We start from the raw sequence: 14,013 nt of genomic DNA, 5'->3' as shown, positions 1-14,013 counted from the left end.
GTTTGCCGTAGATTCCCTCCGATTTGGCGTTGGACATATATTCCCGGAAGCGTTTTTTGTACACGTCGCAGTTGGGTTTCCCTTCCAGCAGCGCTTCGTCGAATTCGAATTCCATTGCAAGGTCGTGCGCCTTGATATCGGAGAAGAACCGGGGAAGAGGCCGTTCGCCCTTGTCGTCCCAGAAATGGTTGGGTTGCATATAGGCGTAGTCGACGCCTACCTGTTTCCACCGTTTGTATCCCCCGGCGCGGTTGTAGGGAATCCAGCAGAGGCATTCGTTGAGGGCATGCAGGTACTCCGCAACCGGAGGAACAACCTCCTCCGACCGCTTCAGCTCGTGGTTCCAGCCGTCCTCGACCGCCGGCGATACGACGATCTCTTCCGAAATGATGTAGAACCCGGCCAGTTCGACGTATTGGTAGTTCGCTTCGTCGAATTTCCGGCGTACCTGGTCGATGAACCATTTGCAGGCGTCTACGCGGTCTTTGCCGACCGAAAAGTCCAGCTCCCGGCCGTTCAGTTCGCCCCAGTAGACCGTCGATTCGTTCGTCTTGTCGTACAGTCTGTATATGACCGGATTGGGGAAGCTGAAAATCACTTTGCGTTTGGACGGCGGCGTTCCCATGCGTTGTGCAGCCTCTTTCACGGCCTCTTCGAGCGCATTTATACCGTTGTCCTTGTCGAACCAGTAGTCGATCAGCTCCTGCCATTGGGGTTTCCCGGCCGAAGTGTAGCCCCGGTGTCCGACTTCGTAGGCATAGGTATATCCCAACTGGAATTCGAGACAAAGGAAACTGTCGAACAGCCAATGTTCCTTTCCCTGTTTGTCGGTATAGGCGACGAACGGCGCAAACCGCTGTTCATCCCACCGGTAAGGCGTCCGGTGGGTGCTGCCTCCGTAGCACAACACCAGGTCCGAAAAGGAGAGTATCCCGTTGCGGGCCTGTTCCCAGGCATACATCGCGGGGTCCGCCGCTTCGGTGGTGGCTTGGCGGGTTTGCTGCGCCCCGAAGGCGCTCTTGCTGCAACAGAAGAATGAAACGCAGCACAGGAACATCGTTAAAAATCGTTGGGTCGTCATTGTGTATTTTGTCGTTATTGGGTTTTTATTTCAGTTGTTGCCGCAGCGGATTCCCGATCACGAACCGGCAGAGTTCGTGGTAGAGTTCCCGGTCTACCTCGTCCGGGGATGCCCACAGGTCGTAGAATCCGTTGGTCCCGTGGTAATAGGCGAATGGCTTGGTCCCGTATATGTTCCGCTTTTTTGCATATTCCATGTAGCTGCGGAACCGCTTCCGGAAGGCTTCGCTTCCCTCCCGGGCGTGGAGCAGCGTAGGCTCGAACTCCAACTCCATCGCCATGTCGTATTGCGCGATCTGGTCGAAGATTTTCTCCATGTCGTGCTCTGCTTTCCAGTAGTAGTTGGGTTGCAGATAAGCCTGGTCGAATCCGAATGTCGGCCACACGTCGTAGCCGCGCGAACCGTAATACGGAATCCAGTTGAAACTGTAATTCAGGCGGTGAAGGTAGTCGGCGACGTGCGGCAGCAGAATGTCCGAACGTGTCAGGAAGTAACTGTACGCCGTATCCTGCGGCCGGGTTACGATCTCGCGCAGCCAGTAAAAACCGGCCAGTTCGACATATCGGTAATTTCCGGCTGCAAATGCAGCACGCACCCGGTCGATATACCATTTGCAGGCGGCGAGGCGGTCCTCGTTTTTGCTGAAATCGAGCCGGCGGCCGTCCAGTTCGCCCCAATAGGTTGTCGAAGAGGTCGTGTCGATGTAGTGTTCGTAGATCACCGGATCCGGGAGGACCATGATCACGCGGCGTTTGGCCGGGGCATTGCCCAACCGTCCTGTGGCCTCTTTGACGGCTTTATCCAGTGCATCCACACCGTTTCCCGGCCTGAAATAGTAATCGATCAGTTCCTGCCACTGCGCTTTTCCGGCTGAGACGCCCGTGTCGCGAAGTTGGCCTGTTTCAAACGCATATCGGGCATTGTCGGGGCGGTTGGTGTCCTGGAATTCCAGGAAAATGAATCCGTCGAAAAGCCAGTGTTCCCGACCTGCCGGATCGGTATAGGTGACCAGCGGCGCCAACCGGGCCTGATCCCATAAATAAGGAGTCCGGTGGTGGCTGCCACCATAACACAAAATGGCGTCGGTCGTAGTCGCAAGGCTTTTCCGAGCCTCTTCCCACGGATAGCGTTTAACAACGCGCGTGCCGGTGCACGATGTCGCCAGGAACCCCATCGCCACAGCCAATACCAGTGCATCGAAATATAACTTACGCAAAATGAGTCGTGTTTCATGTTGTACGAATTAATCCCGCTGTGAAATTTTTTCAGACTCACAACGGGATTAATTTATTGAAAATCAGTCGTTAGAAGCCCATGCCCTGAACGTCGGCCAATTTACCGCGTCCATTCAGATAATCGCCCGTTTGCGGATTCTCTGGTTTTAGGATTATGAACTTCAGGTAACGACCGGCGATCATCGTCTTAACTGGATAATCATAAGTCTCGATCGTGCCGGTCCAGCCTTTGAAATCGCGCTTCCCGTCGGCGACGAGTGTCCACTGCGTACTTGCCCCGTTATACTTGTCTGCTATGTAGATTTCGTATTCGCGGTAGTTGCCCTGGTGAGTCGTATAGTCGCTGATCAGGAACTTGGTAAACACGCGGGCCTTGCCCATATCTACGACAAAGGTCATCGGGAATGAGATGGGGCCGTTGTCCCACGAGGAGATCCATTCGCCGCCGGCGGTCAATATGCCGTCGAACAATTTGTTCGCAGTATATCCTAATGCCCATGCAGGAGCGTTAGGATCCTTGCCATAGCAGTTGTTTTCACCCTCGAGTAACGTCCACGGGCCTTTCACATCTCTGTTGAAAGATACGGGCACGTACATGACGGAGCGGCTGATGCCGATGGCCTCGTTCGACAGCGATTTGATGCGTACGGGTACGAGATACTGATTATCGTCGACCGCCTTGAGCTCGTTGCCGTTGAACAATTTTTCGGAGAGAATCTGGAGGCTGAACGCCGTCGAAGATTTGCCGGCCTCGAGCTGTGACGATGTCGCGGCCAGCGAAACCAGGTCTGCGGGAGCGGCCTTGTAGTCGGTTCCGTTCGCGTCGTTATAAGCGGTGATCAGGCTGTTGTCGATTTCGTAGTCGACGGTAATATCCATCACCGAGATCGGGTTGTCGATGGTGACGGGGCCTTCGTAAACCGCGGTTTCGCGCGAAGCGGCCGGGCTGAACACGGGCGCTACATCCGCTTCCATGCCCAGGTGCGACCATGCCATGCTGACGATCATTACCTTGCGGGCCTCGGGAACCTCCAGCGCGTTGTTGTCGACGGATAATTCGATTGCGACGGCATAGTTTCCTTCTCCGAGCGAATTGATGTTCTCGTCGTCCCAGGTTACCTTAACCGTCTTGCGGATATCCTTTTCGGAGAACTTGATCGCCGGAGAGAATGTCACGTAGTTTGCCGGCAGGGCCTTGTAGTCCGTGCCGTTGGCCGTATTGTACGCTTCGAGCGCAGCTTCCGAAACCTCCAGCCGCGCCGTAGCGCCGGTTTGTCCCTTGCCGCTCTTAATGACGGTCAGATCACATTCTTCATTATACAGGGCTACATTGATAAGCTGGTTGTCTGTCGCGAGAAATGAGATCGTATCGTCTACCATGTAGTTGTTGCGCTCATCCTTGCAGGCGACCATGGCGGTCGATGCGATCAGGGCTGCAAACAACAGTTTCCACATATTTATTTTCATATCACATCAAGCGTTAGTTAAAATCCGTAATTCTGGGTCATATTGGTCATCTCGGCCAACTGAGCGGCACCGATGGGATACAGATAGTCCTTGTCCTGGAAAACATAGGTGCTGATTCTGAGCTCGTTGTTTACGCGCTGGTAAGAATCCTCATAGTTTGTCGCAGTCAGGTGCAGCGTCCAGGGAGTGCCCGGGTATTCGTCCTTGGCGATCATCCAGCGGCAGGCGTCGTAGTGACGTTTTGCCTCCAGTCCGAATTCGACCATGCGCTCTTTCTGGATACACCAGCGCAGCAATTCCTTGTTGCCCTTGATTTCGGGATAGGCTTTCTCGATATCGATCAGTCCGACCCGGTTGCGTACCTTGTTCAGGTAAAGGAGGGCTGCGGTTTCGTCGCGCTGCGGTTTCTCGTTGCAGGCTTCGGCGTAGTTCAGGTAGACCTCGGCCAGGCGGAATGCGGGATACACGTACTTGATCGCTTTGTACATGTCGTATTCGTCGTTGAGCGAATAGTCGGGTTTCAGCAGCCGGCGCCAGGTATAACCGAGGCGGTTGGCGTCCGAAGTGGCGGAATACCTCGACGTGCACTCCGCGTTGTCATAGCAGGTGAACCGGTTCGGGAACGTCTTGTTGGGCCAGTAGAATCCGTTGGGAACCAGGCAGGCATAGAAGCGCGGATCGCGTCCGACGCAACTGTTGTGCGCCTTGAAGGGAGGGGCCCAGTCGGCGTCGGCCGGCTGCTTGTAGTTTTCGGTGAATCCCGTTGCCTGGTATCCCGATTGGGGATCGACGATCGGTTTCGACAGGTCGTTCTGGCCCTGGTAGCCGGTAACCGGGTAACGTCCGGTTTCCCACATGGGATAGGTGTCGATCAGCTTGAGCGACGGGGCGATGCCGCCGTATCCGCCGCGGACACCCAGTGTTTCCAGTGCGTTGGGCGGCATGGCCGGGCCGATCTGCCCGCCGGTGGGACCGAAGTATTCGTAACCCTTGGTCGTCCGGAACCACCATCCCCAGATCGTTTCGCTGTTCCAGTTGTCGAACATGACTTTCTGATACGATGCAACGCCTTTCTTGAACGGATCGGTCTGTGTATTGTCCTCGCACAGGCTGTACATGCCCAGGTCGATCACATCCCATGCTGCCTGTGCCGCAGCTTCCCATTTGGAGTCGTCTTTGGTCTGCGGAAAGAGGAATTCGCCGCGCATGTTCTTCATCTTGCCGACATAGAGGTCGCAGCCGTTGTAGAGCGGCGATGCGGCGAAGAGCAGGACGCGTGCTTTCAGGGCCAGCGCGGCTCCCCGCGTAACGCGTCCGACAAAACTTGCCTCCGGTTCTCCGATATCGGACATCCGCAGCGGCAGGTCGTTCTTGATTGCGTCCAACTCGCCGACGATGAAATCGATATTCTGGTCCACCGTCATGCGGTCGATCGTCGAACCCATGATAGTTTCGTCCGGCATCTGGTCGCCCCAGATGTAAACCGGACCGAACTGACGGAACAGGCAGAAGTAGTAGAATGCACGCAGGAACCGGGCTTCGGCCTTCATGGCCTTGATTTTATCGGGGCTCTCGCCTTTGTTCAGATCGACGTATTTGAGGAACGTCGAACACTGGTTGATCGCCACGTAGTTCTTTCTCCAGAAGTTGTAGTAAGCCGCGTCGGCTGTTACCAGGTCGCCTCCGGTCCCGTTGACCGTACCGCTGCTGTAACTGCCGGTTTTGATCTGAAGGTAGTTCACCCACTGGAAGAACGAGTACTGGGCTTCGTCGGAGCGCGGAACTACCCAACCTTCGCTGCCTACGATCTCTTCCTCCATCGGAATGTAGGAGTAGATATGGGCGAGATACTTTTTGGTGCCGTTTGTCGTGCTGAATATATCCTCGATATTGGGCTGGTCGTCCAGTTTTACGTCGAAATACGATTCACAGGAGGTCGATGCCAGGGAAAATACCAGGATAGCACACAATATTCGCATTTGTTTCATAATAGTTCAGGTATTTTGGTTTAGAAGTTCAGGTTTACACCGATCGTAACGGTGCGGACTTGAGGATACTGGTTACCGTAGCTGGCGCTCAATTCGGGATCCCATAATTTGAAATCGCTGAATGTAAGCAGATTGACGCCTTGAACATAGAATCGAACCGCTGAGAAACCTGCTTTTTTGGTCCATGCCCTGGGAAGCGTATAGCCGATTTCGGCGTTCTTCAGGCGCAGGAAGCTCATGTCGCGCAGCCAATAGGTCGATGCCTGCTGGTTGTTGTCGACCTTCTTCATGGCCAGGCGGGGATAGGGAGCGTTGGGGTCCTGGTTGTCCAGCGTCCAGCGCTTTTCGGCTACGTCGGCAAAAATCTGTCCCGACCGTTTGATGTTCGAAGCCTGTCCGAACAGGTTGAAACCGCTGATGATACGGGTCGTATTGGCGACGCCCGAGAAGAATACCGAAATATCGAATCCTTTCCAGTTGAGGCTGGCGCCGAAGCCGTAGTTGATCTCCGGAATGGTCGTATAACCGATGGCCACCTTGTCGAACGTGTCGACTACGCCGTCGCCGTTGATGTCGCGGTATTTGATGTCGCCCGGACGGACATCCCCGAAATTCTGTTTCGGCCAGGTGGCGATGTCTTCTTCGGATTCGAACAAACCCTCGGCGATAAGTCCGAACTGCTGGTTCTGGGCGAATCCCGCCAGGTTCTGATATTTCCAGATCTGATCCGGTTTATCGTCGTAGAGTTTCTTGTTGCGGTTGTAGGTGAAGTTACCGCGTGCCGACAGGCTGAGGTCCTTGTTGAACTGATGGTCGAATTCGAGCGACAAATCCACGCCCTGATTCTGCATCCGGCCCAGGTTGACATACTGGGCGACCTTGGTTCCGACCACCGACGGAGTCGATTCGCGCTGGATGAAGATGCCTTCGCGTTTCTCGTAGAAGTAGTCGGCCTGAATGCGGACCTTGTTATACAGTCCCAATTCGATACCTACGTCGGCCTTCGTCGCCTCTTCCCAGGCCACGTTGGCATTGCCGATCTCTCCGGTCGTGTAACCGTTCGTCGGAATACCCGTATAGATCGTGCCGCTGGGGCCCGTGGTTCCCCAAACGAAACCGGGGGCGGAGACGTTCATTGTCGTGTTATAGGCGAAACGACGGCTTCCGCCGATCTGGTCGTTACCGATTTTGCCATAAGAACCTCTGATCTTCAGTACATTGATCTTGTCGCGCAGCGGCTCCCAGAATTTCTCGTTGCTGATCATGTAACCCAGCGCATAGGCGGGGAAGAAACCGTATCGCTTGCCCGGAGCGAAGTTCTCCGAACCGTTGTAGCCGCAGTTGAACTCCAGGAAATATTTGTCCCGGAAGGCGTAGGTGACGCGGGCCGCAATACCCATGTTCCGATAGGGGAACGCCGCGATATAGGTTCCGGGGACGTTATTGGTCCGGTTGCGTACGCTGTAAAGGAACAGGGCGCTTACGCGGTGGTCGTCGGCAAAGAGCCGTTCGTAGGTGAGGCTTCCCTCGAAGTTGATCGTCGTCCAGCCGGCATTGGACCGCGCGAGCGACATGTAGCCCGTTCCGACGACCGTCTGGTCGAAAATCAGGTTGCCGTCCTCGTCGCGGCCGGTGGCCGAATAGACGTTGGGGGAGTAGGCCCGGTTGAGGGTCGTCGAGTTCTGGGCGTCCCATGAAAACTTGACGTTGGCCTTGAGGCCCGGCGTGATGATATCCGAAAAGTCCTGGGTCAGCGACATCAGCGACTGGGCGACGACGTTCGCGGTCCGTGCGTAGCCCGAGTTGTTGAGCATGTTGTAGGGGTTGGTGCTGCCGTTGTCCGAGGCGATGGCGAGCGTGCCGTCCGAATAGATGGGTGCAGTCGAGATCGGCGTCGAAAGCATGGTGTAGTTGTACAGGTCGGCCAACGAGCTGTTGGGCTGGTTCGTCGTCGTGTATTGCGTCGACAGCGAGAGCCCGAGTTCCGTCGACTTGGTGATGTTGATGTCGATGTTCGAACGGAAATTGAACTTGTTGTAGTTCATCTGGGCGTCGTAACGCTTGTTGTCGGCGATGTTGAAGATACCGCCTTCGGTGTAATAGGACGACCCCACGTAATAGCGCACCTTGGGGGAACCGCCCGCCACGCTTACGTTGACGCGGCCGGTCATGGCCAGGTTCTTGAAAATTTCCTTCGTCCAGTCGACGGACGGATAGAGGTCGGGGTCTTTGCCGCTCAGGTACATCTGGCGCTCATAATCCGAAAAACCCTGCTCTCCGGTCGGGCTGTCCCGGCACAATTCGTCGTAGAAATCGAGCCATTGCCTGGTGTTGGCCATCTTGGGCAGCTTCGTCGGCTGGGTCATGCCGAATTCGGCCTTCACGTTGATCTTCGGCGTTCCCTCCATACCGCGCTTGGTGGTAATCAGGATGATGCCGTTCGCTCCCCGCACGCCGTAAACAGCCGTTGCGGTGGCGTCCTTCAGGATCGAGAAGGTGGCGATGTCGTCTGCGTCGACCAGGTCCATGCTGCGTTCGATACCGTCGACGAGCACCAGAGGCGTCGTGCTGCCTGTTCCGAACGTATTCACGCCGCGGATCCAGAATTCGGCGCTCGATCCCGGCTCGCCCGTACGCTGCATGACGACCAGACCGGCGAGTTTTCCGGCGAGGCTCGATGAAAGCTGTCCTGTGGATACTTTCAACTCTTTGGCGTCGAGCGTGTTGATGGCTCCGACGATGCTCTCTTTGCGCTGTTTGCCGTAGGCGACTACGGTCACAGCTTCCAGTTCGGAGGTTTTGCGGACCAGTTCGACGACGATATTCTTTCGGGCGCCCACCGGAATCTCCTGCGTTTCATAACCCAAGTAGGAGATTACGATCACATCGGTCGGAGTGACCTCGAGCGTAAAACTGCCGTCGTTGCCGGTGATAACGCCGCGGGTGCTGCCTTTGACGGTGACTGTCGCACCCGGGACTCCGGCCTTGGTCTCGTCGAATACCTGACCGGTTAGCTTAAATTCCCCCCCCCCTCTCTTGCGGAGCCGATACCGCCTCGGAAAGGTCGTTTACGGTATACTCGAATCTTGGATTCGCGCTCAATTCCGTAATCGGGATAAGCCCCGGAATCAACACACACACCCAGGGCACTATTTTACAAAAGAGCTTTTGTATAGTCATTGTCATATTTCCTCATTTAAATTACTTGATAAAGTTTGGTACGGTTCCTACGTGTGTCCGTCGGACGGTCCGTCCAGGTTCAATTTTGTTCTTGCAAACTGCAAAACAACGAGAGATTGTGAAATTCGGGAAGTCAATAGTTTTCGATTTGGCCGGTGTCATTTAACCATAGGCGTCCGTTTTTTTAGGTAAAGTTAATAGTTTTGTCGGTATTGGTATTCAGTTAGTTATCGGTCTTTGGCGGAGTCGGGTGTGTCGTTTATAGGACTCGTATCACATAATTTTACGGCAATGCTCGGTTAAAAGTATTCATTATGCAAAAGCAAATATAACAATAAAATTATTATCACGTGTATTTTTGGTAAGTTTTTTTACTTTAAAAAGACAGGGAGGATGTCCGGTAAGGTTGGTTTTCGGGGATTAAACTATTGATAATCAATGGTTTTATTTGCTTCGGCGGGGCGTTTCCGAATAAAAATATTTCCTTGCCTATGGCTGGAATCAACTCGGTAAAAGAATATGGTTTTGTTGTATAAGTTGTTGTTGATTAGAATATTGAACGATATTAGGCGCGGTGGAAGGGTCTGTGGCCTCTTAAAATGCGATACCCGATTCGTTCGTGAAGGGGATCGAAAAGTTTTTTATGAACTTCCCGTTGTTTGAGAAATATTTTTTGTTTACTTTTGTTCGAAAGGGACGTTTCCGAACCATATAACTCCCTGCCGGATATATACCTTATAATATAAAGCGCCGGAAATGCCCGTAACAACCGGTCGTCGGTACGAAGCGGCAATACACGACGGACAACCCGAAATACACTGTCAAAATATGATGAAACGAATCTGCAAGCTGTCGGTATGCCTGCTATTGCTGAACCTGCCGACTTTCGCCCGATGCCAGACTGCGGTAAGCCGGACCGGCGACGATTACACCCTGTCCAATCGATATGTGGAGGCCGTTTTCGGCGCCGGCAAGGTTTTCGGGATTAAAAAACTGGTGCTGAACGGCCGTTCTGTGGCTCCCGAAGGGCAGAACGACCGGCCGTGGTCGCTCGTCTACAAAGGCCCGCAGGGCGAGAATCCCGAGTTGCTGCCCGAGCACGCTGTTTACGAGGGAGTCGGGGTACGCGACGATGCCGGGGCCAAAACGCTCGTCTTCACGTGGCAGTTGACACTCGATTACTCGCCGGTGAAATATCCTGTCCGGATGTACGTCACGCTGCCCGACGGCGGCGAGTTGCTGCAATGGAACCTGGAGGCCGATCTGCCTGCCGGATGGCTGGTCACCGACGTGAAGTTTCCCCGCATCGTAATCGACCGTCCGGCGGCCGGTAAAGTGATTACGACCGAAGGCTGGGGCGTCGAAAAACCGCTCGACATCGCCACTTTCGAGGCTCGCTATCCCTCGCATGCTTCGGCCATGCAGTTCGTGCTGGTGCATAACGGCGACGGAGCCCTTTACTACGGCACAGAGGACCGCCGGGGCTGCGGCAAGACCTACTCGGTGCAGTGTACGCACAAAACGGTCGTCTTCAATGACGCGATTCCCGCTTCGGCCGGATGGATCGAAAACGGAACGTTCCGCCTGCCCTGGACTTCGGTCGTGGGCTTTGCCCCCGAAGGTTGGGAGGACGCCGTCGTCCGGTGGTATCGTCCTTTCACCTTTACGACCGAGTGGGGCAGCAAACCGCTTTCTGCGCGCAATATTCCGCAGTGGTGCTATAACGCCGACGCATGGGTGCGCGCCAAATACGTCGGCGACGATACGTTCGATGCGGTCAAAAGCGCCGCCGAATACTTCGGCGATGGATTGGGTGTACACTGGTACTTCTGGCACAACCATCCCTACGATACGCACTATCCCGACTACCTGCCTGCCAAAGAGGGCTTTGCCGGGATGGTCCGTGCCGTTCAGCAGTCGGGGGCTCGGGTCACGCCTTACATCAACGGCCGTCTCTGGGACCCCGCGGCGGACAGCTATAAGCGCGACCGCGGTTACGATGCTTCGTGCCGCAAGCCCGACGGATCGCTCTATACCGAAATTTATCCCACCTCGAAGGTTCTCAATACGGTGACATGCCCTTCGACCGCCATCTGGCACAGGAAGATTATCGGACTGGTCGACAGCCTCCAGACCGGGCTCGGCGTCGACGGCGTCTATATCGACCAGATTTCGGCAGCGGCGCCGGAACCCTGCTGGAACGAGCGCCACGACCATCCGGTCGGCGGCGGGAGTTTCTGGTACGACGGCTACCGCAGGCTCATCGGCGAAATCCGCGCCAACTATTTGCAGGAGGGGAAGATTCTGACCAGCGAAGAGAACGCCGAGTGTTACATCGACCTGTTCGACATGCTGCTGGTGGTCAATACACCCCACGAGGAGAACGCCTGCGTCATCAAACCCGTATTCCCGATGGTTTACTCCGACCGTGCTGTTACCAGTGCATTTACCTACACGCCTGCCACGGCGGATAAAATGGGCCTCGGCGACTTCCGTTACGAACTGGCCAAAGCCCTGTTGTGGGGTTCGCAGATCGGGTGGGTCGATCCGCGGCCGCTGATGTCGGAGCGCGCGGCGAAAGAGGCCCGCTTCATGAAGACGCTCATGGACTTCCGCCGGGGAGTGCATGATGTGGTGTACGGGGGCTTGTTTATCCGCGAGTTCGCCCCGTCGGGCGATAATCCGGTCGTCCGGATTCCCGGATTCGGCGACGATGCTTCGGTGCTGGCCGCCGAGTGGCTAAAGCCCGACGGAAAGCGGGTTTACCTGATCGTCAACATGGACGACAAGGCGCACACGGTCTCGCTGCCGGGTGTCGGCAAACCGGTCGGGATGGCCGGAGCCTCCTGTCGGCGTATCGACTTGTAACCGTCGTCCGGTCTTCGGGGATAATCCGTAAGGAGCTGATTTAGGAGTAGGTACGGGTGTTGCTGTCGTTTTCCGGAAGCCGTCGGCGAGTGCCTTTCGGCGCTGCTTTCCGGTCTCTTATCCCTGTTGTTCGGTTTAAATTGACGTATTCGGTTTGCAAAGCCTGGCTTTTTTGTTAAATTTGTCCGACCCAAAACTATTGACGATGCCTCTGCGGATTATCCTTCGTTTCTGCGTGTTTTTCTCGTTGGCTGCGGCGTGCCTCCTGCCGGTAGGATGTACACCGCAGGAGAGCTATTCATTGCAGACCCGGGCCGCATTGGAGCGGTTGGATGCGGAGCTGGCGCAGAAAGCCCGCTATCAGCAGTGGCGCCAGGAGCAGGCCGACGAGTTGCGCGGCCGCATCGACGCCAAGGCCCCGACGGCTGAACAGGCGGAGCAGGTGTTCGCGGTGGCGCAGGTTTTCGTGACTTTCGATCTCGACTCTTCGGCCTATTACGTCGACCGGCTCTACCGGCTGGCCGAACGGAGCGGTTCGCGGTATGAGCGGCGGCTGGCCTTGCTGGCCGATATCGATGTCTGGCTGGGCCGCGGGCAGACCAGTTACGCCGAAGCTATTTTCCGGAAAATAGATACCGTCGGTATGACTCCACTTGAGTATGGAGCATGGTATCTGTGTTTTTGCTCGGTGGCTTCCCGGCGTTATTCCGAGGTCGAGGACCCGCACCAGAAGCAGGCATGGCGTGATACGGTGTTCCTGACGCGCCGCATTTCGGTCCCGGGGCTGAGCGAATTTACCCGGGCGCGCATGGAGGCGCTGAGTCTTCGCGACAGTGCGCGCTGTGCGGAGGCGCTGCAATTGCTGGAGCCATTCACGGCCAAAGTCCTGAGTTATCCCGAACGTGCGCTGCTCTATTATGCCATGTCGGACATCGCCCGGAAAATGGGCGACGAGGACCTGTCGGCGTACTGCCTGGCCGAGTCGTCGATCTCCGACCTGTGTGCCGGAACCCGTTCTTACTATTCGCTCTACGACCTGGCGCTCCGGCTTTTCGACCGCGGGGACTTCGACCGTGCCGCGGCCTATATGGGTTCCACTTTCGACGATGCCGTGCGCTGCAAGTCGATCGCCCGGATTCCCAACTCTTCGGCGGCGGCAATGAAGATCAGCGAGGCCGTGGCGGCCAATATCGCCGGACGGCAGACGATGATGATCGTGGTCATCTGCCTGGCCGGAGTTTTCCTTGTGGTGCTGACTGTCGTGCTGTGGTTCGTGCTGTGGCAGCACCGCCGCCTGCACAACAACCACGAAAAACTGATCCGCATGAGCGATATGCTCCGCGAAAAGAACCACGAATTGCTCGGCAAGAACGATCATATCCGCCGGATCAACGGCGCTTTGGTCGATTCGAACCGCATCAAGGACCGTTATGTCTGTCACTATATCGACCTCTCGGTGCGCTATATCGGACAAATGGACGCTTTTCGCCGCGAAGTGTGCCACATTGCCAAGACCCAGGGCGCCGATGAACTGGTGCGCCAGCTCAGCATGTCGCAGACCATCAACGGCGAGTACCTCAAATTCTACCAGTCGTTCGACGCCTCGTTCCTCGATATTTTCCCGCATTTCATCGAGCAGGTCAACGAACTTTTGCAGCCCGAATCGCGCTTCGCTCCCCGCACGGACTCTTCACTGACGACCGAACTGCGGATTCTGGCTGCCCTGCGGCTCGGGATTACCGACAGCGGGCATATCGCTTCGCTGCTCAACTGTGCCTCCGCTACGGTCTATACCTACCGCACCAAACTGCGCAATGCCGCGCTCGACCGCGACGATTTCGAGTCGCAGGTCGCCCGGATCGGGTTGTAAAGATCTCCGGGAATCTATATAATACGGGGTGTCATACTTGTTTCTATTGGTTTGATTATTAATTGTATATAGACTTATATAGGTCTATATAGTGCATCGCGCGTGTAGCGGCATGCCTGAAAATGGATAACTTTGTACATCCGCTAAAGATATCCACTAAACCAACATAAAATGATACTACCAACTACTTTTTGCGGCAAAGTCACCGGCGTGTGCGGCTTTGCGCTGCTGCTCACCATGGCCGTTTCCTGCGTTCCCCGCCACAACACGCTCAGCGAATCGGAGATCGCCTCCGGCTGGGAATTGCTTTTCGACGGGAATAGC

Annotated in this window: 6 protein-coding genes and 1 pseudogene; 2 read left to right on the top strand and 5 right to left on the bottom strand. The window is 55.6% G+C overall.

The window, feature by feature from the left end:
• The 5 genes and pseudogenes from I2E69_RS12595 to I2E69_RS12575 form a co-directional block, all read right to left on the bottom strand.
• A partial coding sequence (locus I2E69_RS12595) for a DUF4855 domain-containing protein (RefSeq protein ID WP_229095508.1) occupies positions 1 to 1,081 on the bottom strand: 1,081 nt, incomplete at its 3' end.
• Positions 1,082 to 1,106: 25 nt separating this feature from the next.
• Entirely contained in the window at positions 1,107 to 2,297 is a 1,191-nt protein-coding gene (locus I2E69_RS12590; protein ID WP_229095507.1) for a DUF4855 domain-containing protein, read from the bottom strand.
• A gap of 88 nt (positions 2,298 to 2,385) precedes the next feature.
• A complete protein-coding gene (locus I2E69_RS12585) occupies positions 2,386 to 3,771 on the bottom strand; it encodes a BT_3987 domain-containing protein (RefSeq protein WP_229095506.1) in 1,386 nt (461 codons plus the stop codon).
• Positions 3,772 to 3,800: 29 nt separating this feature from the next.
• On the bottom strand, positions 3,801 to 5,771 hold the full coding sequence (locus tag I2E69_RS12580) for a RagB/SusD family nutrient uptake outer membrane protein (protein ID WP_229095505.1): 1,971 nt from the start codon (positions 5,769 to 5,771) through the stop codon (positions 3,801 to 3,803).
• Between the two features lie 20 nt (positions 5,772 to 5,791).
• Positions 5,792 to 8,728: pseudogene (locus I2E69_RS12575) on the bottom strand (SusC/RagA family TonB-linked outer membrane protein); the annotation flags it as partial.
• A 1,051-nt stretch (positions 8,729 to 9,779) separates the two neighbouring features.
• Between I2E69_RS12575 and I2E69_RS12570 the strand changes: the two are divergent.
• A complete protein-coding gene (locus I2E69_RS12570) occupies positions 9,780 to 11,819 on the top strand; it encodes a DUF6259 domain-containing protein (RefSeq protein WP_195461581.1) in 2,040 nt (679 codons plus the stop codon).
• A 205-nt stretch (positions 11,820 to 12,024) separates the two neighbouring features.
• Positions 12,025 to 13,689: a DUF6377 domain-containing protein gene (locus I2E69_RS12565; protein WP_195461580.1), complete on the top strand. Its 1,665-nt coding sequence runs from the start codon at positions 12,025 to 12,027 to the stop codon at positions 13,687 to 13,689.
• Positions 13,690 to 14,013 lie beyond the last annotated feature (324 nt).

Origin of the sequence: Alistipes sp. D31t1_170403_E11, assembly GCF_015553985.1 — a bacterium.
Taxonomy (GTDB): Bacteria; Bacteroidota; Bacteroidia; order Bacteroidales; family Rikenellaceae; genus Alistipes; species Alistipes montrealensis.
The sequence above is the reverse complement of the archived record's forward strand: the minus strand, read 5'-3'. Positions and strand labels throughout refer to the sequence as shown.

Coding starts and splice junctions, on each gene's coding strand:
- I2E69_RS12570 (WP_195461581.1), top strand. CDS start 9,780: ATGATGAAACGAATCTGCAAGCTGTCGGTATGCCTGCTATTGCTGAAC.
- I2E69_RS12580 (WP_229095505.1), bottom strand. CDS start 5,771: ATGAAACAAATGCGAATATTGTGTGCTATCCTGGTATTTTCCCTGGCA.
- I2E69_RS12565 (WP_195461580.1), top strand. CDS start 12,025: ATGCCTCTGCGGATTATCCTTCGTTTCTGCGTGTTTTTCTCGTTGGCT.
- I2E69_RS12585 (WP_229095506.1), bottom strand. CDS start 3,771: ATGTGGAAACTGTTGTTTGCAGCCCTGATCGCATCGACCGCCATGGTC.